At 61.0% G+C, this 21,196-nt stretch carries 12 protein-coding genes; 9 read left to right on the top strand and 3 right to left on the bottom strand.

Features of this window, described 5'->3' with window-relative positions; genetic code table 11:
- Window positions 1–351: 351 nt before the first annotated feature.
- The 3 genes from HMPREF2698_RS04540 to tgt all read left to right on the top strand — a co-directional run bounded on the left by HMPREF2698_RS04540 (window position 352) and on the right by tgt (window position 4,705).
- Entirely contained in the window at window positions 352–828 is a 477-nt protein-coding gene (locus tag HMPREF2698_RS04540) for an MFS transporter (RefSeq protein ID WP_070562480.1), read from the top strand.
- A 154-nt stretch (window positions 829–982) separates the two neighbouring features.
- Window positions 983–3,415 carry an MMPL family transporter gene (locus HMPREF2698_RS04535; RefSeq protein WP_070562478.1) on the top strand — a complete coding sequence of 811 codons (2,433 nt, stop codon included), beginning with the start codon at window positions 983–985 and terminating at the stop codon, window positions 3,413–3,415.
- A gap of 6 nt (window positions 3,416–3,421) precedes the next feature.
- Window positions 3,422–4,705 (top strand): tRNA guanosine(34) transglycosylase Tgt, encoded by a 1,284-nt coding sequence (tgt, locus tag HMPREF2698_RS04530; RefSeq protein WP_070533844.1) that lies wholly within the window; start codon window positions 3,422–3,424, stop codon window positions 4,703–4,705.
- On the opposite strand, the gene HMPREF2698_RS04525 is transcribed toward tgt, so the two are convergent.
- The 3 genes from HMPREF2698_RS04525 to HMPREF2698_RS04520 all read right to left on the bottom strand — a co-directional run bounded on the left by HMPREF2698_RS04525 (window position 4,693) and on the right by HMPREF2698_RS04520 (window position 6,440).
- On the bottom strand, window positions 4,693–5,433 hold the full coding sequence (locus HMPREF2698_RS04525) for a sortase family protein (protein WP_070562475.1): 741 nt from the start codon (window positions 5,431–5,433) through the stop codon (window positions 4,693–4,695). The two genes, tgt and HMPREF2698_RS04525, sit on opposite strands and share 13 nt — an antisense overlap.
- Window positions 5,426–5,590: a DUF6290 family protein gene (locus HMPREF2698_RS13425; RefSeq protein WP_154737197.1), complete on the bottom strand. Its 165-nt coding sequence runs from the start codon at window positions 5,588–5,590 to the stop codon at window positions 5,426–5,428. The genes HMPREF2698_RS04525 and HMPREF2698_RS13425 overlap by 8 nt, the downstream gene beginning before the upstream one ends.
- Window positions 5,591–5,705: 115 nt before the next feature.
- Window positions 5,706–6,440, bottom strand: coding sequence for a queuosine precursor transporter (locus HMPREF2698_RS04520; protein WP_070562472.1), 735 nt, complete (start codon window positions 6,438–6,440; stop codon window positions 5,706–5,708).
- A gap of 439 nt (window positions 6,441–6,879) precedes the next feature.
- On the opposite strand from HMPREF2698_RS04520, the gene HMPREF2698_RS13600 reads away from it, so the two are divergent.
- From HMPREF2698_RS13600 to HMPREF2698_RS04490, 6 genes are all read left to right on the top strand, one after another.
- Entirely contained in the window at window positions 6,880–7,515 is a 636-nt protein-coding gene (locus HMPREF2698_RS13600) for a hypothetical protein (protein ID WP_227486021.1), read from the top strand.
- Window positions 7,515–10,436, top strand: coding sequence for a VWA domain-containing protein (locus HMPREF2698_RS04510; RefSeq protein WP_070562469.1), 2,922 nt, complete (start codon window positions 7,515–7,517; stop codon window positions 10,434–10,436). The genes HMPREF2698_RS13600 and HMPREF2698_RS04510 overlap by 1 nt, the downstream gene beginning before the upstream one ends.
- A gap of 67 nt (window positions 10,437–10,503) precedes the next feature.
- Window positions 10,504–14,175, top strand: a complete 3,672-nt coding sequence (locus HMPREF2698_RS04505) for a tubulin-like doman-containing protein (RefSeq protein WP_070562466.1) — start codon at window positions 10,504–10,506, stop codon at window positions 14,173–14,175.
- Window positions 14,175–17,012, top strand: a complete 2,838-nt coding sequence (locus HMPREF2698_RS04500; RefSeq protein ID WP_070562464.1) for an AAA family ATPase — start codon at window positions 14,175–14,177, stop codon at window positions 17,010–17,012. The genes HMPREF2698_RS04505 and HMPREF2698_RS04500 overlap by 1 nt, the downstream gene beginning before the upstream one ends.
- Window positions 17,013–17,035: 23 nt before the next feature.
- The gene (locus HMPREF2698_RS04495; protein WP_070562461.1) at window positions 17,036–19,459 is read left to right on the top strand and encodes a SaeA-related protein; all 2,424 of its coding nucleotides are present in this window, start codon (window positions 17,036–17,038) and stop codon (window positions 19,457–19,459) included.
- A 2-nt stretch (window positions 19,460–19,461) separates the two neighbouring features.
- Window positions 19,462–21,195 (top strand): GAP1-N2 domain-containing protein, encoded by a 1,734-nt coding sequence (locus HMPREF2698_RS04490; protein WP_070562458.1) that lies wholly within the window; start codon window positions 19,462–19,464, stop codon window positions 21,193–21,195.
- Window position 21,196 lies beyond the last annotated feature (1 nt).

Genomic DNA, 21,196 nt, shown 5'->3' with positions numbered 1-21,196 from the left:
GACAAAATCAACGCACTCTAAAACCGGAAGGGCCTGTTTATCGCCGGCCCCCTCATCGGTACAGCGGCAGTGCTCACCTTGGGATTTAACACGGTATTGCTTATCGACGGCGCCACTTTCCTCGTGGCCATGCTCTTTGTTCTTCCGTTTCTCTCAGTACGTAGCGAACCAGCAGGAGAAAGCTCTAGTAGTGCAGCGGCTGAACTAGAAACGGACAGCACAGGTTCATCGACTTCGAAGAAAACTCCTGCGTCCCCAACGCTCCCGAGCTGGGTCCGGGTAGGACTCGGCACTTGGCTGGTCGCGGCAGTAGTCAACGGCTTCCTGGGAAGTGCTGGCCCTACATGGATTATGAATACTTTCGACGAAAAGTCGTGGGGGTTTATGGCAGCTGCGCTTGCGGTCGGTTCGCTGCTTGGCTCAGCCGCAACAATTCTGAAGGCATTAGATCGGGTGCGTTTTAGCACCTTGCAAATTCTGATGCTGATTCTTCTGGCCGGGCAGATCCTGGCTTTGGCATTCTCCTCTGTCTTCGTGCTCATCGCCGCAGTTGGTGCTGCCGCGTCCTTGTTGATGACTGCGGCAGGCATTGCGTGGGATTCTCTCGGGCAGTCTTTGGGAGATGATGATCTGGTGCATCAGTTCGCAACAAAGGATCAGCTGGTCTTTACCGCCGGTACCCCGCTTGGAATGATTCTTTTCGCGGCACTTTCTTCTCATCCTGGTGTTGCGGCGGTTGCCTTGGCAGCTGCGTTGGTGGTTGCAGCTGTTGCGTCGTCCTTGCCCGTGGCGCGTTCGCCGCGTACTGCAGATATGGCTCAGGCGTAGCGGAGATTGCTTAACTCTCGGCCACGTGGTGGTGCTTTGCTGGGGCGCGTGATGTCGTTAGGGCTTCACAGCCCAACTGGTTAAACTGGTGCACATTCGTGTCCACCACCAAAGCTTCCGCGAGCAATAATCGCGCATGTGAAGGGGAATTTCCGTGGCAAAGCTGCTTTACCACCTAGGCCGCTGGTCTTACATCAACCGATGGAAGGTCATCATCGCCTGGATCTTCATCGTGGCGGCTGCAGGCGGAGCGACCTTGAGCTTGATGAAGCCGATGACCACGGAGTACTCCATCAGCGGCACGCCCGCTATTGATGCCACCCGCCGCGCGGTGGAGCTCTTCCCGGAGAACGGTAACCCGGCCAATGCGCCGTCGGTCAACCTCGTCTTCAAGGCCCCGGAAGGGCAGAAGCTCAGCGATCCGCAGAATAAAGAAGCTGTCGAGGATGTGGTGCACCACATTGCTGAGGGCTTGGACATCCCGGAGGGCAGCCAGCAGCGCTGGGGTAACCCGCTTGAGGTATCGCCAGCACTTCAGCAGCAGGTCATCGAGCAGTTCACCTCCATGGGTTTGCCGGAGGAGACCGCGCGGGCGGATGCCGACAACCTGGCCATGGTCAATGCCGATGAGACGATTGCCTACACCACCTTCGACTTTGATGCGGAAAGCCCCTATTCGGTGGACCCCGCGGATAAAGACGTGGTCCATGAGGCCATGGATATCGGCCGCGCGGCGGGGCTGGAAGTAGAGGCCGGCGGCGCGGGCTTCGGTGATGAGATCCAGGTCAATTCGATTTCTGAGGTCATCGGCCTGGCCGTGGCGTTTATCGTTCTCATTATTACTTTTGGTTCGCTGGCCTCCGCGGGCATGCCACTTATCTCTGCGGTCGTGGGCGTGGGCCTGGGTGCGATGGGTGTCATGATCGCTACCCACTGGATTGAGCTCAACAACCTCACCCCGGTGCTGGCCGTCATGATTGGTCTGGCCGTGGGCATCGACTATGCGCTGTTCATCATGTCGCGCTACCGGCAGGAGCGCTCCCGCATGGACGGGCCGGATGCCGCCGGCATGGCCGTTGGCACGGCGGGTTCCTCGGTGGTCTTTGCCGGCGCGACGGTCTTCATCGCGCTCTTCGCGCTGCTCGTGGCGCGCATTAGCTTCCTCACCGCCATGGGCCTGGCCGCTGCGGGCACGGTCTTCATGGCAGTGCTCGTCGCGCTGACCTTGGTGCCCGCGATGCTGGGCCTGCTCGGTGATAAGGCCTTCGCCGGGCGCATCCCCGGCGTGGCCGGCAACCCCACGAAGCGCCGCCCGCGCCGCACGAAAGCAACGATGGGCAACCGTTGGGTGCGCACGGTGCAGCGCGCCCCTGGCATCGTCATGGCCTTGGTGGTGCTCGGCCTCGGAGCTTTGACCGCCCCGGTCCTGCACATGGAGCTGGCCCTGCCAGCGGATACCACCTCCAACCCGGATACCACCCAGCGCAAGGCGGCGGACCTGCTCTCCGAAGGCTTTGGTCCCGGCATCAACGGCCCCTTCCTGGTGATCGTGGATGGCGCCAATGCCAACCCGGAATCCGCGGCGCTACAGCCCTATATCCAGGGCCAAGAAGGCGAAGAAGATGAGCAGAAGAAGGCCGCGCTTTCCTCCTTCATCTATTCCGTACAGCGCCTCAACCAGGTGGGCGGCGTTAAGCACGCCCAGCTGGTGGGCGTGAGCAAAGACATGAAGTCCGCGCAGATCATGGTCAGCCCCACCACAGCGCCGACGGATGAGGCCACGATTGGCACCGCCTCCGCCTTGCGCACGGCTAGCGCAGAGCTGGAGGATGCCACCGGCACCGAGATCGGCATGACGGGCCTGACCGCGGTGCAGCTCGATATCACCGAGCGCCTTGAAGGGGCCATGGGGCCATACCTCGCCATCGTGGTGGGCCTGGCCATTATCTTGCTCTTGGCGGTGTTCCGCTCCATCTTGGTCCCGTTGGTCGCGGGCCTGGGCTTCCTGCTTTCCGTCGGCGGCGCTTTCGGCCTGACCGTGCTTGTGTGGCAGGACGGCCTCACCGGCCTGGTGCCCGCGCCGGGCCCGCTGATTTCCTTCATGCCCATCTTCCTCATCGGCGTGACCTTCGGCCTGGCCATGGACTATCAGGTCTTCCTGGTCACCCGCATGCGCGAGCATTTCTCCCGCTTCCCGCAGGGCAGCGGCGGGCAGTACAGCAAGTACAACGCCAACGACGAGGCCACCATCGCCGGCTTTACCGCCGGTGCCCGCGTGGTCACCGCCGCGGCCATCATCATGATTTCCGTCTTCGTGGCGTTTATCAGCCAGCCCCTGCCCTTCATCCAGATTTTCGGCTTCGCGCTGGCGGCGGGCGTGCTTTTCGATGCCTTCTTAGTCCGCATGTCGCTTGTCCCCGCCACGATGTTCCTCATGGGTCACACCACCTGGTGGATGCCGAAGTGGCTGGACAAGCTGATCCCGCAGCTGGACATCGAGGGCACCGCACTCGAGGAAGAATGGGAGCGCAAACACGCGGCAGCATCCCGTGAAGCAGAGGATAAGGCAGCGCAGCCCGTAGAATAGTTCCCTATGACTCACCCTAAGCCGCAGCTTGAGACCGATCTTTCCTTCGACGTGAAGAAGGAGCTGGACTTGAGCGGTCCAGCACAACCGGGAAAGCACGGCCGCACCGGCGTTATCCATACCCCGCACGGTGATATCCAAACCCCGGCCTTCATCCCGGTGGCCACCAAGGCCACGGTGAAAACGCTGACCCCGGAACAGATCCGGGCCACCGGCGCCCAAGCCATCCTGTCCAACGCCTATCACCTTTACCTGCAGCCGGGCCACGACATCGTGGATGAGGCCGGTGGCGTGGCTACCTTCGAGAACTGGCACGGGCCGACCTATACCGACTCGGGCGGATTCCAGGTCATGTCCCTGGGCGTGGGGTTCAAGAAGGTCCTGGCCATGGACGTGGCGGAGCTGACGGATTCTGATATCCGTGCGGCGAAGAAGGAACGCATGGCACAAGTGGATGAGGACGGTGTGGACTTTAAGTCCGTCATCGACGGCTCCTCCCACCGCTTTACCCCGGAGGTCTCCATGCAGATTCAGCATGGCCTGGGCGCGGACATCATGTTTGCCTTCGATGAGCTCACCACCCTGGTGGATACCCGCACGTACCAGGAGGAATCCGTGGAGCGCACGCGCCGCTGGGCGCAGCGCTGCCTGGATGAGCACGACCGCTTGACGCTTGCTCGCGGTCCGCAGAAGCCGCGCCAGTCCCTGTGGGGCGTGGTGCAGGGCGCGCAATACGAGGACCTGCGGCGCCAGGCCGCGCGCGGGCTGGTGGAGCTTTCCGATCGCGCCGAGGCGAATGGCCGTCGCGGCTTCGGTGGCTTCGGCATCGGTGGCGCGTTGGAGAAGGAGAATCTGGGAACGATTGTGGGCTGGGTGTGCGATGAGCTGCCCGTCGATAAGCCCCGGCACCTGCTGGGCATTTCCGAGCCGGATGACTTGTTCACCGCGGTGGAGGCGGGTGCGGATACCTTCGACTGCGTGGCGCCGACCCGCCTGGCGCGCCGCGGTGGCGTCTACACCCTCGATGGACGCCTCAACCTCACTAATGCGCGTTTCAAGCGCGACTTTGCTGGCGTGGACGAGGAATTCGGCGGTTACGTCTCGGAGAACTATTCCCGTGCCTACATCCACCACCTGCTCAAGGCCAAGGAATTCCTAGCGGGCACGCTGTGCACCATCCATAACCTGGAGTTCATGATCCGCTTGGTGGATAACATCCGGGCGTCGATCGACGGCGGCTATTACGAGGCCTACCGCGATGAATTCCTGGGGCGCTATTACGCCAAGTGACCGGTGACGATGACGTTGTACTCTAAGTCTGTTGCACCGTCGACCGCACAGGCGATGAGTACGATGCGCCCGGGAACCTCGGTATTCATCAGGTCCGCGTCGCTTCCTAGCTGTTCCTTGCCCACCAGGAAAGCGTTATCGACAATCCACTCGCGGCCCGCACCACCCTCAGAGGTCATGCGGATGTGGGAGCCGTTGAGGACGGGCGTCGCAAAGCGCTGTACCTGCGCCCCGTCGAGGCCCTCCACGGTGGTGGGGTTGCTCAGATCGACGTTGGCGGTGACCACCTCGGAGAAGGGGTTGAACACCAGTTTCTGCTGGCCCCAGGCATGGCCCAAGACGTAGGTGGTGCCCTGTTCTGCCGTGGCGGGTGACTCACCCCAGTCTTGTACCCAGCGCACCATGGTCTCCTGTGGCCCAGCGGGGTTGAGGGGCAGGACGAAGGGCATCGAGTCATAGGTCGCGCCCGTGATGGTGGCCGGGCCTTCCATCTCAAACGTACCGGTCAGTGCGGGTGACGGGCCTTGGTTGAGCGGCGGCGGGGTAGGGGTGGTGCTGGGCGCTGCGCTTGGCGACGCCTCACTGCTCACCGTCGTCGTTTCCGGTGCCGCGTGGCTCGTCGTTGCGGACGACGTGGTGACTTCCTCTGTACCCGAGCACGCCACAAGATTGAAGGCTGTGGCCAGGCCAAGGATGGGGAGGAGGGAAGTTCGTAGATGCTTATGCATCGTCGATGTCCTTTAAGACCTCATCGAGGCTAAACCGCTCGTCAGAATCCTCTGCCATTGCTGTGCGCAGTTCCTGAAGGTCGTAGTAGTCTTCGACCCGTTCCAAAAGTGCTGCACGGGCTGAAGCAGATTTCGGACGGCCTTCACATGCAGCCATTTATTCTCCTTTGCTCTTGTGAATGCATCGTATTACGCAAGTTGGGTGAAGGGAAGAGAGAAATAGACCCCCTCAGCACAGTGCGTGCCAAGGGGGAATTCGGGACGGGTTGCTGCTACTTAGACGGCGCTGCCGTAGAGGTTTCGGCCTCGGCGATAGGTGCGTAATCCTCGCGGCGCTTAACCCAGGAGATAACCAGCGTGGTCAGCGGAAGCATGATGACCTCGCAGGCGGTCTTCCAGAGGAAGCCCACGATGACGTAGTTCAGGAAGCCACTGAAGGAATCGATGCCGATGACGGGTGCTGCGATGGCGCAGAACAGCAGAGTATCGCCGAATTCGCCGACGACGGTGGAAGCAACAAGGCGGCCAATGAGACCCTTTTCGCCGGTGCGGGCCTTCATCTTCACCAAGGTGAAGGAATTGAGCAGCTGGCCCACGAGGTATCCGGCTAGGGAGGCGGCGAGAATCTGCGGCACGAGGCCGAGAGTTGCTTCGAAAGCTTCTTGGCCTTCGTAGAAGTCCGCGGCGGGCAGCCAGATCGCAATGTAGAAGGAGACTGCGGCCAAAAGCGCCATGGCAAAACCGATGTAGACGGCGCGGCGAGTGGACTTGAAGCCGTAGCACTCGGAGAGGACATCGCCCACGATGTAGGCGAGGGGGAAGAGGAAGAAGGCACCATCGGTGATGAGTGGGCCGAGTTGGACGCCCTTCGTGGCGTTGATGTTCGAGATGAGGAAGGTAACGACGAACACCGAGACCAGCCACGGGTACAAAGTGGAATGTACCGGGATGAATCGGATGCTCTCGCCACCGTTTGTGGTGGTTGCGGTTGCCGATTGAGTTGTCATGGCACAGCATTTTTCCACGAAACTAGGGGAACTAGAAATAGGGAGTTTAATTCGGTTCACGCGGGGAGCACTCCCTTGCCCGGCGGTTCCTTGGGAAAAGGCAGCGGAACAGGTTGTTTCATTGCCGTGGTTCCAGCGCTTCGCCCATCAAAATCTGCAAACTGGGCAGAAAAAATGCACGTAGTATGGCATTCTTTTGCTTGCAGTGTTTTCGTGTTCCCTGAACGTTTCCTGTCTATTGTGCCGCGGTGCGTGCTCGAAGAGATTCGGGGCGTTCGAAGTCCGAGGCTCGTGACAGGCATGTCGTGTCAGGGGGTGCGACTACCTTGGTTTCTAGTCCTTAGAGCTTTCCGGCTGATCTTCTACCTTCTGCGTCGCTAGATGGGGGAGGCACCAGGTTTGCCGGTGGCCCAACTTCGTACAAGGGAAGGTCATCGATATGACGTTTGGTTCCCCAGGCTCCTCACCACAGTTTGGCGGGCGCCCGCCCCAAGGTGCTAACCGGCCAGGGGCAGGATCCGCACCTAGTTCTGGCTCCGGGTTTGGCTCGCCCACTGGGGCTGGGGGCTTCGGCGGTTTTGGCGCCCCGAATCCTTCCCAGAATCCTGCGCAGAAGCCCTCTCCGGGTTTTAACTCCGGTTCGGGCGCGGGCGGCTCCTTTGGCGCGCCGGGCTCGCCGGATGGTTTCGGTGATTCCTCGCCCGCGCCGGATTACCGCCGTCAGGTGGCAACACCGACGAGCCCAACGAAGGGGCCGTGGCCGCTGCTCATTGCCGCTGGCGTATCCGCGGTCATCGCGCTGATCCTGTTGATTCTTGCGCCGCTGCTCGCCGCTCCGACGGAAGGCCTTTTCTTCGGCCTGGCAATCGGGGGATGGCTCTTGGCTGGAATCGTGTCCTTCATCCTCTTGGGCTTGTACACGCTGAAGAACACGCAGCGCCAGGCTGAGACCTTTTATATTGAGGATACGACGCAAACCTTGCTCTACCGCGTCATTATGGGTGGAAGCTTTGTCCTTGTCATTGTTGCTGCGGTGGAAATCGCCTTCTACGTAGGAAAGGCGGTTGGCGCCTAATGAAGAAACTCACTCGTGCACTTGCCCTATCCGCGGCGGTGACTATCGCTGGATTCGGTGGCAGCTTAGGCGCGGTAGCTCAGGATGCTCCGTCGCCTCCGGAAGCCCCTGCGGCCCCTGAAGCCCCAGAAGCTCAGCCGGAAGAACGCCCTGAGGGAATCGGTTCCGAGTCTGCGCTCTCTGAGGTTTCGCAGAAGAACCTGTCCGATTTTGGCTCCTGTATTGCCAGCGAGAAGTCTGCGGACCTGCTCTTTGTTCTTGACCAATCGGCGTCGTTGGTGGGCTATGAAGGCTCTCAGCCGACGGACGCCGATGCCTTCCGCGTCGATGCCACGGGGGACATCGTGAAGCAGCTGGCAAACCTCGGGGAAGATAACGGCGCAGACATCAACGTGAAACTCGCCGGCTTTGGTTCTGACTATTACAGCGATCCGGCCGAGTACGGCGGGTGGACCAATGTCTCCGGAAACGGTGATGCTCTGCAGGAGGAATTGGATAAGTTCCGCAAGGAGGACCGCGTAGCGGACCTCGAAACCAACTACGGCGCGGCTTATAAAGGCGCGTTGAAGGAACTGGCGTCTCACCAAGGAAGTAGCTGCCGCGGCATCGTGTTCTTTACCGATGGCAAGTACTACACCGACGCCGAAGCCAATGACCTTCAAGGTGCACAGGACAAGCTGTGTGAGGTCAATTCCTCTGTTACTGCGTTCCGTAACTCCAATATCCGCCTCTTTAACGTGGGACTCGTTCCGGCGGCGGAAGCCCAGGACCAGGTCCGCCAGCTCACCCGCATGGCGGAGGGTGAAGACTGCGGCCAGGGTGCCCCGAACGGTGCATTCTTCGACGCGGGTGAGGACCCGGCAGCGCTGTTCGCGGCCTTCCGTAACCTCATCCCCACCTCGGGTGGCGTGACCAAGGACGGCAACTTCAAAGACCAGTTTGATTTCGTCCTCGATGACTCCGTATCCCCTGTGCGTTTGTCGGCGGTACCGAAGAACTCGGTGGGTGAGGACGATCTCATCCCAACTCTGACTGGCCCCGATGGCGAAACCGTGGAACTCAAGCCGGATACCACGAAGGTTGCCGGTGCGAAGGTCTCCGTGACGGAGAACAACAAGCTGCCGGGCATGGTCGATATCGCGATGGAAAAGGACGGCGATTCCTGGGCAGGAGCGTGGACTTTTGGCTACAAGGTGGCTGAGGGGACCGAAGGCGAGTACCTCGCATCCGTTGTCATGGTGCCGGGCCTTAACCTGGACCTCAAGACGGAAGATGGCGCCAAGGTAGAAGGCGGCATCAACTCTGACCAGGTTTTGAAGGGACAGTTGGTTGATGGCCACGGCGAGCCCCGTGCGCTGGAGGGCCAGGGAACCCTCCATGCGGAGTTCGTGCCGGAGGATGGTTCCCCGGTTACCCTCGTGGACAATGCCCCCATCACCGATGGGCAACCAGTAGACATTCCGCTGGAGAAGGTGGAAAACGCAGCATCCGGTCAGCTCGTGACCCGCGTGGAAATCACCACTAAGGACACAGGTGAGCGCCCGGGTTCGAAGCTGGACCCCATCAACGCGGAAACGCCGCTGACGGTTACCCCGGTCAATATGCCGACGGTGGGCTCGGCGCAGACGATCACCATGACGGAGAAAGAAGTTACTGTCGACGTCCCGGTGACCGGCCCCGGCAAGGTGTGGGTAGCAGACCAGACCGTGGATTCCGCTGACGGGATGCTGCCCTCGGGAGTTCCTGCCGTTGCGGTGAGCTCCAAGCACAACTCGGAGGATTCCGCGCTGGAGCTCTCCAGGGACGAAAAGGCGACCATCCCGGTGACGTTGAGCGTTGAAGAGATGGCGGACGGCCCGCTGCGCGTGGATCCGGTGATCAACCTGCAGTCTGCCGAGGATAACCAGCAAATGGAGCTGCCGCTGACGCTGCAGGGTTCCATGACTGCGCCACTGAGCAAGTCCGCTTTCGGCCTCTCCTTTGTCCTCGCGGTGTTGCTTGCACTGCTGATTCCGCTGGCCATCTTGTACCTCATGAAGTGGGTTAGCGGCCGCATTCCGGAAAAGCCCCGAATGTTTGCGAAGACCATCCCGGTACGCCGCGAGGGCGCCAACCTCGTGCGCACCGACAATGGCCGCCCGTTCGCGGTGTCCAAGGAGGAGTTCCAGGGCGCTGTTCCGGTAGAGACCACCGGACGCTCTGCTCGCTTGGGCAGCAACGATGTCAAGGTAAAGATGGGGCTGAGCCCGTTTACCGCCGCCCACGTGGAGGTCCAGCGCGATGGCACCATTTCCGGCAAGGGCAAGAAGTCCGGCTGCCGGGCAGTTCTGCCGCTTGCGGTGCAGAACACGTGGTTCTTCGTGGGCAACGAGAAGGACCGCGATTCCGGTGAGATTGTCATGACCATCGATACGCTGGCCCAGGCCAGCGCGTATGACGAGATGTCGAAGGAGATCAGCCGCCAGGCTCTGCAGCTCTTTGACCAGGTCGAATTCCCTGCCGAGAAGCCCGAAAAGGCTGACAACGTACAGACACCGCCGCAGTCCGGCCAACCGGGGCAGCCGTTCCAGCAGAACCAGCCTGGCTCGCAGCCACCGAGCGGTCCGCCGCCGCAACGTGGACCGCAGCAGGGTGCTCCCCGCCCTGGCGGGCAGCAACAGGCGCCGCAACCTGGCGGTTTCGGCCCATCCCAGCCTTCCGGCCCGTCACCTCACGGTCAGCCAGGGCGTGCGAACGGGCCGGGACGTCCCGGCTTCGGCGGAACGCCAAACGTGGGCGGTGGCACCGGATTTGGCGGTGGTACTGGCTTTGGTGGGGGCTCTGGCTTTGGGCAACCTGGCCAGCAGCGCCCGGGTAATCCTGGTAACCCTGGTACCAACGGTGGCTGGCCCCCAAGCCCGGGTTTTGGCTCCCAGGGCTAAGCCGGCAGAGCAGCACACAACAGACATAAACAGCACAGAAGCGAACCCCTTCGAAAGGTAGTTAAAGATGAAGAAGTTCCTCGTCGTCGGTTGCGGTGGCTCCGGCGCCAAGACACTGGCGTTCATGATGGACCAGCTCAAGGCCGAGCTGCGAAGCATTGACCCGGACTTGACCGAGCTGCCCAAGGCCTGGCAGTTCGTCAACATCGACGTGCCGCTCGAAGAAGAGGCTGGACCGCAGAAGCTGCCGAATGTTACCCAGAACGGTGGCAAATACGTAGGCATTGGTTCGCGCCAGAACTACAACACCTTCGATGAGGGCGTGTCCAGCATCCTGGGCCGTGCCGGCAAGCTTGGTGAGATCGCAACGTGGGCCACGCGCAACCCCTCCACCAATGACGTGAAGCTGGCCGACGGCGCCGGCCAGTACCGCGCGATCGGCCGCATGCTGACCCTGCCGAATCTCAAGAAGATCCGCCAGTCGCTTAAGGAAGCGGTGGATGAGATGTTCACGCAGGAGGCAATCCAGGAGCTCAACCGCCTCAACTACAAGGAGGCCAAGAAGGATTCCGATACCGGCGATTCCCACCCCATTGTCCTCGTGGTCTCCTCCATGGCGGGTGGCGCAGGTGCTTCAATGTTCCTCGACGTCTGCCGCGTGCTCTCCACCATCCCGAACGTGAACCCGCAGGGCACCCTCATCTTCATGTACACCCCGGAGATCTTCGCCGATAACAAGGCGGATGACATGGCTGGTGCGTGGCCGAACTCGCTGGCCATGTTCGGTGAGGTCGTTGCCGCGCAGATGGGTAATTCCTATGAGCATGACCGCGCTATCTTTGAGGCCTTCGATATGGGCACCCCGCCGGAGGGACAAACCTTCAGTCGCATTTTCCCGATCGGCTCCAAGATGGGCACCACCAGCGCCCGCTTCGGCGATGGTTCCGCAGTGTCCATCTACCGCGGCCTAGGCCGCGCGCTCGCAGGGCTGATGGCCTCCACCAAGGCAAGCGACAACCTTGTGTCTTATACGATGACCAATACCCCGGCCAGCGACGCCGACCGTAGCTACTTCGGTTGGGATCACTCCGAAGGCACGCCCTGGGGACGCCTGCCCTGGGGTTCGCTGGGCTATGCCCAGGTATCGATGGGCCGCGACCGCTTCGCCGAATACTCTTCCCAGCGCCTCGCCCGCAGCGCCTTCGAGCGCCTCTTCAACGGGCACCTCGACCCACAAAACCCCGCGGCCGGCGAGATGCAGATTGCCAAGAAGCTGGAGGAGCGTCTGCCCAATGCCTTTGATGCAATGACGCTCGAACGTTCCTGGGCGCAGGGCAGCCAGATCGACAGTGGCAGCGTGTGGAACTGGCTCAACAGAGTATTCGGTGGCGAGGCCCAGCATGCCGCGGATATTGCTGCTAGGCGCCTGCAGAATTACATTCCGGTGGGCCAGGGCCGCAACGTCAACGAATGGCGCGAAGAGTTCGAAGGCAACATGGCAGATCCCCGCAATGAGCAGGCTATTGCTTCTGACCTGTACAAGGCCGCCTATGACACCGTTTACCGCTACGCCAACTTCTTCAGCGATAGCGTCCTCGCCACCGTGGAGTCTGAGCTCGCCGCGGTGGGCGTACCCTATGTGCGCGAGATGCTCTCCAAGATCACGGACGTGCTCACCAACTCCGACGGCCTCCTGCCGTGCCTGGATGAGTGGTCCGGCTACTACCAGAACACTCGCGTGCTGGCGAAGCCAGAAGGCGCGGATCCTATCCTTAGCCCGCTGACCGGTAAGGGGCAGATGACGGATCCGACTCCCACTGTTAACGCTTTGACGAACCTGTACTTCAATCAGTTCTACAACTACGCGCTCATGGCTATCGCGCACCTGCTCAAGGATGTCTTGCAGGACTACGCTGATGAGAACCTTTTCCATCTCAAGCGCGAGCTGGGGGACGCCCACGCGGTGCTGGAGAAGGCCGTGTCGAAGCGCCCGGAGACCAATAAGCTGGCGGATGTCCGCACTGACGAAGTCAACTCGTGGCCGACGGAGCTCGATGAGGTTGTGGAAACCCGCTTCAAGGGCGCCGAGAACGAAATCATGCTGACCGACGTCAACAGCTTCATCTCGGATTACCGGGATCAGATGCTGCGCACCATCCAAGGCCAGCAGTCAACCTCGAATGTCACCAACTACGAGCAGGCTTATCCCTTTGCGGTACGTGCGGTCATCCGCGGTGAGTGGGAATCGCTCGATGCGGCCCAGGCTCCGAATGACACCCTGGCGCCGCAGAAGCGCACCAACGATGCCTATTCCAACCGTGCTGGTTGGGTATCGAAGCACCTGTCGCATCACCCGCAAAGCGGTGAGTCCCGCGAATCGCAGCGCGCGCACTACCGTGCCAAGATTCGCCCGTCCGATCTGCTGGAGCGTTCACGCCAGTGGATTAACCGCCGCGACTATGAATTCCAGAAGTTCAACTCGGTGGACCTGCGCCGCTACCTCACGCTCACCCCGGATATCAACGAAGTCGAGCACGCGCAGCGTCAGCGCCGATTTGTCGAGGCATTCCAGCTTGCGCTGAGCTATGCCCGCCCTTTGGCCGCTGTTAACGATGACATGGTTCAGCGTATCCACGGCAAATCCGTGCAGTACACCTACTCCTTCTCAGATATTCCCTTCGCGGAGCTGGGCTCTGCGGAGTCCGGTATTACCGCTGAGCTGGAAGCGGTGCTCCGTCGACCGGAGATTGATGAGCGCACGACCAATGTCTTGCGTAGCTCGCTGAACACGCTGGACAATGTTCAGCACATCGAGATCTTCGGTTCCTATCCCAATTACTTGCCAATCGTCTTTTCCTCGATGTTCAACTACATCGCCAAGGACATCGAGAAGCAAGATAATTTCGACGGCTCCTGGTGGTCGGAGCGCCGCACCCGCCCGCTGCCGGCAGCTCTACCGCTGACGCAGACTGAGCGCCAGGCAATGGTGGCGGGCTGGATCATCGGACGCATTACTGACCGCGTCTATATCTCGAACCAGGATAGTGCCAACGCTGCAGCGCACATTTTTGATGACACGGATGGTGGCGTGAATGGCTGGGTTGATTTCCCGGATCCGCTGCTTATCTCGCCGCGCCGCATGATCAAGAAATCCGACTGGATGTCCTCGGTCCTGGAGTCCATCTTCATCGCCTATGCCAAGGTGCAGGAAACCGGACGCTATGGGTTCGCCTCGTCGCTCTATCCATACCGGCTGCTGCGCGGGCTTTTCGACGACGGCCAGAAAATCGCACACTCCGGTGCCACCACGCACCCAGTGGTCCACCGACTCGCAGAGTTCTTGGCCACCGGCAAAACCCCGAACCCGAACCGCAGCGTTGTGGGCACTTCCATCCAGGATCGCTACGAAACCTTCGTGGAGGAGCTGGATAAGTTCGCCCGCGGTGCGGACCACTTTGTGCCGGGCCACACCAACTCCTTGCCGGGACAGGGACGTAAGGAAAAGCCCTTTGCGGCGGTACGCTCCCGCGAGGTCGCCTCGCATACGCCGTACTACCGCGACCTAGCACTGGACGTCATCGAAATGGTCCCGGTCATCCGCAACTACCTGACTCAGGCCAAGACGGTGGCGGAGAATCCCGTCGCCCAGCCTGCCCCGCAGGTGCGCAACTCCGATTCTGGCTTTGGCCAGGACCTCGCTCCGGAATTCAACCTCAACGACCTGGATGACACCTTCTAATGACGAACGTAATTATTTTCGGACACGGCGCCACCGCGGATGACATCCGCTCCCGCCTTTGTGACTTGCGTGCGGTCGGCCTCCTGCAGGACTTCCTCTGGATCGATTATGCCCACCCCACTAGTGGAGCTGTTGTGCGCTCCTTTACGGAGGAGGGCACGGCGCGCTTGTCGACGCTCGACGATGCCCTCCGCAGCTTCAGGGGGGACGTCCTCCTCGCCACCATTGACCCGATGGATGCGGAACAACCGCAGGATGTCGCCAAGCTCACGGAGTGGGTCGGTGCCGTCGACCAGCGCCTGATTCAGGCCTCCAACCTGCGCGTGCGCCTGTTGTTGTCAGCCCTACCACGCGAGAGCGTGGACATCGCTCCGTTGCAGGGATGGAGCAACCTTGTGCTCTCCCCAGAAGAGGGCGGCACCCCAGCCTCCTCGCGCATTCGCCCGATCAAGCGCACCGCAGATGGTTTCGAGCTTGCCCAGTTCGCAGCCCCGGCCGTAGCCAGCATCTTTGGTTTGTGGCGCGGGATGCCCGAGCCTGCGGTGTTGGATCCAGAAACTCACCGAGTCATCGAAACAGGAGACCGGCAGCGTTTCCGTCTCGTGCGCGCCTTCCATCGCACCATCGATGCCAGTGATATCGAGGACAAGGTCAGGAAGGCCGTCTTCGATCCCAGCCAGCGCTTGCCGCAGCCGCAGGTCAATAACATTTCGCGCGCCGTGCACTACGCCAATCCGGAACAGCTGACGGATCAGTGCGCCCAGATGTTCATCAACCAGGAGATTTCCCCGTTGGTGAGCGCTCCGACCGCTTATGAGGAGCTGCAATCTCACAAGGTCAGCGGCTGGGCGGCGCTGAAGGATAACCTGCGTCTGTACTGGTCCACCGTGGTAGGCAAGCCGCAGGATTGGGTCGAGGGCCAGCGCGGTGCGATGAACAAGAACGCCGCCACCTTCCTGCAGAAGATGCTCTATGGCCAAGACTCTAGCGTGGAAGTTGTCTTGGCCGGGCACTCCGGCAAGGGCAGTGGCGCAACGAGCGTCGACGAGCTGCGCCAAGCCAGTGAGCACACCATGCGAGTTGCCCGGGAGCAGCACTTTTCCTTGGGCCAGGAACCGCAGCTCTCGCGCACGTGGGAGGCCTACCACGACTACGCACTGGGGCTTGTCGACGGTTCCTGGCGCGACAGCATCGATACCAAGGGTCTGCGCAATAACCAGGGCAACTTGCACATCGTGCAATACGGTGGCCAGTCCGTGCAGGATGTCAGTGCTTCTTTCGAGGGCTTCCATCCGCTCATGACCAGCACGTTGGGCTATACGCACGAGTCCCAAGCAACCGTCGCGCCTTTCGATCCGGTAGGCGCTGAGCGCTTTGCCGCCGATATTGAGTACACCAGCCAGCAGACCCGCAACGAGGCAGTCAGCCGCAAGAAGCACGAGTTTGCTTCGTGGCGAGCAAAGAACAGCACCACCTTCGCGTGGAAGGTGGGCCAAGGCTTGTGGGAGAAGCTGGGGCACGCCCAGCAGAAGTACCGCGATGCCTACGCCAAGGCGCGCGAGCTGGAAGAGTTGGCCAACAGCTTCCAGGCGCGTGATTACAACGCGGAGAACAAACCACTGATCCGGAAGCTGCGCACGTTGTGGATCGTCCTCTTCGTGGTGCTTGCTCTGATGACCTACATGGTGGCTGGTCGCTACAACCCGGACTTGCCGCTGGGTGAGTACCTGCAGTGGTTCGGCTGGCCGTGGTACGTCGTGGGCATCATCCTAGCTGTCCTCCTTTTCCTCGTGTGTTCTTGGGCGGTCTTTACCAAGGCTCAGCGCGGGATCTTTGACGATGAGCAGCGGCGAAAGCTACTGAACCGCAACCAAGAGATCGCCGCGCAGAATCTGGCGACGGCCTCGGCGGAGATCTCGCGCATCTCCAATGCCTATAACCAGTTCCTGAGCTGGTCGGCGCTGTTGGGCCGCGCGATTTACGCGCCCTTTGGGCGTAAGGAAACGTCGAGCGATCACCTGCGGACGCCGCAGTCGGGTCTTCCGGAGAATGCCCGCATTGCCCAGGCCGTGCTCAACCGTGACGATGCCGTGCGCATGACGGATGAAATCCGCTCCCATATTTTCCAAACGGAGTGGGCACACCGTTCGCTTAAGTCACTGCTCGATGATATGAATGACACCTTTGAGCGCAACCGCACCGGCCACTCGGCTGTGGCCCTCAATGAGATGTGGGGAATGGCTGGCCTCGGCTCTAGCACTGCGTTGGATAACCTGTCCCGCAGCCTTGACCACCCCTACATGCAGGACCGCGATCACAAGCAGCAGGAATGGCAGAAGGTCATCACGGATCCGCGCATGACCCGCAGCCTGCAGCAATACCTCAGCCGCGTCACCTTCCGCGAGGAAGGCGGAAGCCGCGTTCAGAGCACCGCCGAGTTCCTCGACGGCATGAACCAGGAAAAGGGAGCCCTCCAGGCCTTTAGCTCCAACGCGCTGACCAACGCTGGTGGTGCTGAAGGATATACCGAAATCGATGGCTCCCGCACACGCATCGTCGAGGTAGACAGCCAGACCGCGCTGACCAGCCAGCTCTCGCGCTCTGTGACGGTGGTGCAGTACGGAAAGATCACTGACTTCAAGTACCTGATTCCCGACGCGGCGTCGAATGCCCCGTCCTTTGTGAATCCTGCGGATCTTTCACTCGACGACCTAGATGACATGGACCACATGGGCTTTAAATCGCCGGTGCAGGGAGATAACCAAGGGCCGACTACGCAGCCGCCGTTTGGTCGGCCGGAGGCACCGGACCTCTCAGACCTCGACGAAACTTTCTGACGAGACCTCCTTAAGGAACGTTGATGACACACAACCCGAAACCTTCGATCACGGATATGCCGCTGAGCGAGCTTAAGTCCCTGCACCAGCTCAAGCGCGTGAACGCCGATGATGTGCGCGCGGCCGTATCGGCGCCGTTTAGGCAGTTCGCCGAACAGATTGCCGCCGCGTATAACGGCGAAGAGGTGGCCCACCCAGAGCTGAGCGCACAGGCGCGCAACGCCGCAGTGGCCCAGGAAGAACGTGCCGCGCAGGAACGTGCCGCGCAAGAACGCGCGGCACAGGAAAAGGTAGCGCAGGAACGTGCGGCACAGGAAAAGGCAGCGCGAGCCGAAGAACAAGCCCGCCAGCGGGAACAGGCACAACGTGCCGCTGCAGCTAGTACCGCAGCAGGTGGCGTGGCGCAGGCAGGCTCCGCGCCTCAACCAGAACCGGCACAGCCGCATGATTTCTTTGCCGAGTGGGAGGCACTGCAGGCCGAGGAAGAGCAGAAGACCCAGGTCAACGAAGAGGACTACATCACTATCCCGGGCTTTGGGATTAAGGCGGAGTATCAGTTCCGCCAAGACCCGAACTGGGAAGCTCCCGGTATCGAATTTGAGGTTGAGGTGCCGCAAGAGGACGCGCTGGCGCAGGATTCTCACGAGGACTTTGGCTATGGCATCGAACCAGAACCGGAGTCGGAGGATACCGACCTTCGCCATCCGGTGCGCCTGTGGTGGCCTGAGCTTGAGCACTCGCCGGAAGAGGTGGTGTTTTACCGGGTAGTCGCCGATGATTCAGAAATGGTGGCCTCCCCGGATGCCGGTGACACCCTCGTTTACACAAAAGGAACTGCCTACCGTGATCACACCCCGGGCGAGGCAGGTCTGCGCCACTACGCGGTGTGGGCGTACAAGGGCCGGGATCTTCGCGAGCTCATCAATAGCCAACCGGTATTCATGGGAGACACGGGCGTGGTCTTCCCACCGGTGAACGTCCAGGTATCCACCATCAAGGGAGCCATCCAGGTGTCCTGGGACCTGTTACCGGGGCACTCGAGCGCCATGGTTTATGCCTGCCGGGACAGCGAGAAGGAAAAGCTCTCCCCGCGTTTCGAACAAGACGTGGATAGCAGTGGGCGCAAGGCCACCATTCCGGTGCAGGAAGCCGGGCAGACCGTCGTCATCTCGTTGCTGGGCCAAGCGGAGTTCCACGGCGCTACCGAGCAGAGCCAGGACGAAGTCGCCGTTCAGCGCTCCGTGAAACTTGCCAGCGAGCTGGAGAAGCTGGAGCTCTCACGCTGTGAGCGCCGCAGCGAATACGGACAAGACAGCATCGAGGTTGATTGGTACTCGCCCAAGACCGGCGAGGTAAAGATCTATCTGACACCCACCGCCCCGCAGGCGGACCTTCGCACGTCCGCAGTGCCAAAGACGTACGTCGAAAGTGCGCTATCGAGCGCCATCAGTGAGACCCGTGGAGTGTCTGAACCGGGCTCTTTCCAAACCACCACGGTGCCGTGGCCGCCGGATTGGTACGAGGTCTACATCACCCCGGTGAACTTTAACGACGCGGATGCCTGGGTGGGCGAATCCAAAGTGCTGCAGCGCGTGCAGTCCATTGAGGATGACCAGTTCCGTCTCATCGAGCGCGTGGACAGCCAGCTCATTACATTTGATTGGCCGAAGGGCGCGACGGCAGTGGAGTACTCCACTAATCGCGAGCACGATCAGATCCGCGAGGAGGATTACGACCTTCAAGGAGGAATCCGCCTGCACCTCGATCAGCACGGCGATACCGTGCGCCTGAAGCCTTATGCAGTCTTCGCGGGCAAACGTACTGAGGGCGATGAACGCGTGATTCAGTACGAGGGCCTGCGCCCAGTTACCTATGACTTTGAGGTTGATTACGCTCAGGGCCAGGTCGGGGTGTTCCTCTGGAGCTTGGGCAACGGCGACAAGCGCCAGTTCTCCTGCCAGGTGGTCTACCGTGCTGACCGCCTGCCGCTCTTCCCCGAAGACGGCGAGGCACTCGGCATTGTGGAGACCAACCTGCAGAGCACCACACACGTGGCTCAAGGACTGGGCCCGATGCGCGGGCAGTACCCAGATTTCACGGTGTCAGTTGGCGAGCGAATTCAACGTAGGGGATTCATCCGTCTGTTCGCCGTCGAAGGCTTTGATAGCCAGGTTGATACCTCTTTCGACAGCTTCGGCGGTGAGGACGTCTTTAGTAGTTTCTCAGAGAGCTACAGCGATGCCTCCTCCACGTTGAGTGCATTGGATAAAGCCGTGGTGGTGGAAGGCGATGTGTCTTACAAATTGATGCTGCCCCCACCCGTGCAGAACCAAGCTCCCAGCTATGACCCGCAGTACGGCCAACAAGGATATGAGCCCAACGCTTATGACCAGCACAACTATGGCCAGGATTATTCTCAAGACCAGTACTTCCAAGGAGGCCAGTAGTTATGGGCGGTGCCTTTAGCTATGCATCTTTTTCCCGCGCCAATGGCCGTGCCGGTGGTTGGGGAGTGGGCCAGAAGGCCGGCGATATTACCCAGGAGGAGCTGGCTGAGCTGGTGTCCTTCGTGCCGACTTCGCTCAACAATGGCATGACGATACCGGATTTCCCTTCCGCCCAGCAGCGTGCGGAGCTGGTCCGCCGCACCGCGGTTTTTGCTCTCACTCCTGAGGCGGAAAAGTGGGTCACTATGGTCTCCGTCCCCGCAGGCCTAGATGCGACAGGCCGCGGCGGAAACGTCTTCACCTACACGTCCATTTCGCGCACGGGCACTCCGCCAGCGCCGGCGACGGTCCTGTTTTCTCCCGATATCCCAGCGCCTTTTTCCATCTACGAGGTGGACAAAGTCCAGATTCCGGAAAAGATCTCGGCGCGCGGTCCGCTGCACTCGGATGTGTTGCTGGAGGAGTTTCTGGATGGCGAATTCCGTCGCCCAGAAAAGCTGCCCGCACCGTTTAAGGCGGTAACCCCGAACCCGAACCCAAGCTTCAATCGTGCGCTGGTCACCGCCATGGCGACGGTTTTGAATTCCCGCAATGGCCTGGTGATTCTCGTGGCGCCTGATAATCAGGCGGCGCTGTGGATTGCCGCCACCGCCCGCGAGGTGGGGGAGGATGGTTTCGGGTTCTCCACTTTTGAGAAGGCCGCCGCCATCAACGAGTTTCCGCTGAGTACGTCCACCATGCTCGTGGTACCGCCCAGCGAGAAGCAGCGGCTTAAGGAAACCGCGATCCCCGGCAATCCAGTCGTGTTTGCACTTGATGAGGCCCTGCCCGATGTCAGCGCGTACGAAGCACGTGCTGCGGAAGAAACTGAGGCCGTGGCCCCGGAGCCGCAGCACGAGCAGGCCGAGCAGCGCACGGGTGCAGCACAGGAACCGGAAGAGAGCGCTGCAACAGCCAGCAAGCCTGAGAAGAGTGCAGCACTCAGCTTCGACGACTCTTGGGGCGAAGACCCAGCTGATTTTGGAGCGCCTATCCCAGACGCCTCGCCTTTTGCGGCCCCGGGTCATGGCCCTGCGGGTATTCCGCCGAATCCCCTCGATACCCCCGCGCCGAGTACGTCGCAGGAGAACCCTTTCGCCACGACAGTAGAAACGGTGCCGTCGCCAAGTGCAGAAGCCGCACCAGTAGCTGAAGAAGCACATCCGCAGCCGGCAGCGGCATCGGGTGGCAACGCCAACGTTCCTGGGCTCAGCGCCGAGGAATGGCATAGGCTCAAGGAATTCGATCCGCGCTGGTGGATCGAGCACCTTGATACCAACCGCGGACGCGCCATCCAGTTGGCTTACCTCGACAGAAACTCGTTGGGTGAGGGGCTGGACAAGTTACTGATGTCCGCAATCGTTGCCTCTTGGGTGTTCTATTTCCCGCGGGACTTCAACCTCCTGGCAGAGGATGCGCTGCGGCTCTGGGAGGACCGCGAGCTCGAGCACATCGCGCACCTCACCGCAATGCACTTTGCGGGAACATTCGTGCCGGAGCATTGCGAGCGCTATGCCACGGGGCGCGTCGCCATGGTGCTGGACCGCACGACACAGTTGCTCGCGGAGCGCTCGGCGCGCGCGCAGCAGCAACCCGCCCCATCGCATTTTGCGCAGCATACAGCGTGGCAGCACCGTGGAGCAGCTCACGGAGGACTAGGCGAACACGGTCGAAACACGGGATTCCACGGAAGGTAAG

It is taken from the genome of Corynebacterium sp. HMSC072A02, assembly GCF_001810085.1.
Classification (GTDB): Bacteria; Actinomycetota; Actinomycetes; order Mycobacteriales; family Mycobacteriaceae; genus Corynebacterium; species Corynebacterium hesseae.
The sequence above is the reverse complement of the archived record's forward strand: the minus strand, read 5'-3'. Positions and strand labels throughout refer to the sequence as shown.

What these genes read in the sequence shown, in the direction of transcription:
- HMPREF2698_RS04525 (WP_070562475.1), bottom strand. Translation starts at nt 5,433, where the DNA reads ATGCATAAGCATCTACGAACTTCCCTCCTCCCCATCCTTGGCCTGGCC.
- tgt (WP_070533844.1), top strand. Translation starts at nt 3,422, where the DNA reads ATGACTCACCCTAAGCCGCAGCTTGAGACCGATCTTTCCTTCGACGTG.
- HMPREF2698_RS04490 (WP_070562458.1), top strand. Translation starts at nt 19,462, where the DNA reads ATGGGCGGTGCCTTTAGCTATGCATCTTTTTCCCGCGCCAATGGCCGT.
- HMPREF2698_RS04520 (WP_070562472.1), bottom strand. Translation starts at nt 6,440, where the DNA reads ATGACAACTCAATCGGCAACCGCAACCACCACAAACGGTGGCGAGAGC.
- HMPREF2698_RS13600 (WP_227486021.1), top strand. Translation starts at nt 6,880, where the DNA reads ATGACGTTTGGTTCCCCAGGCTCCTCACCACAGTTTGGCGGGCGCCCG.
- HMPREF2698_RS04510 (WP_070562469.1), top strand. Translation starts at nt 7,515, where the DNA reads ATGAAGAAACTCACTCGTGCACTTGCCCTATCCGCGGCGGTGACTATC.
- HMPREF2698_RS04495 (WP_070562461.1), top strand. Translation starts at nt 17,036, where the DNA reads ATGACACACAACCCGAAACCTTCGATCACGGATATGCCGCTGAGCGAG.
- HMPREF2698_RS04540 (WP_070562480.1), top strand. Translation starts at nt 352, where the DNA reads ATGAATACTTTCGACGAAAAGTCGTGGGGGTTTATGGCAGCTGCGCTT.
- HMPREF2698_RS04500 (WP_070562464.1), top strand. Translation starts at nt 14,175, where the DNA reads ATGACGAACGTAATTATTTTCGGACACGGCGCCACCGCGGATGACATC.
- HMPREF2698_RS13425 (WP_154737197.1), bottom strand. Translation starts at nt 5,590, where the DNA reads ATGGCTGCATGTGAAGGCCGTCCGAAATCTGCTTCAGCCCGTGCAGCA.
- HMPREF2698_RS04505 (WP_070562466.1), top strand. Translation starts at nt 10,504, where the DNA reads ATGAAGAAGTTCCTCGTCGTCGGTTGCGGTGGCTCCGGCGCCAAGACA.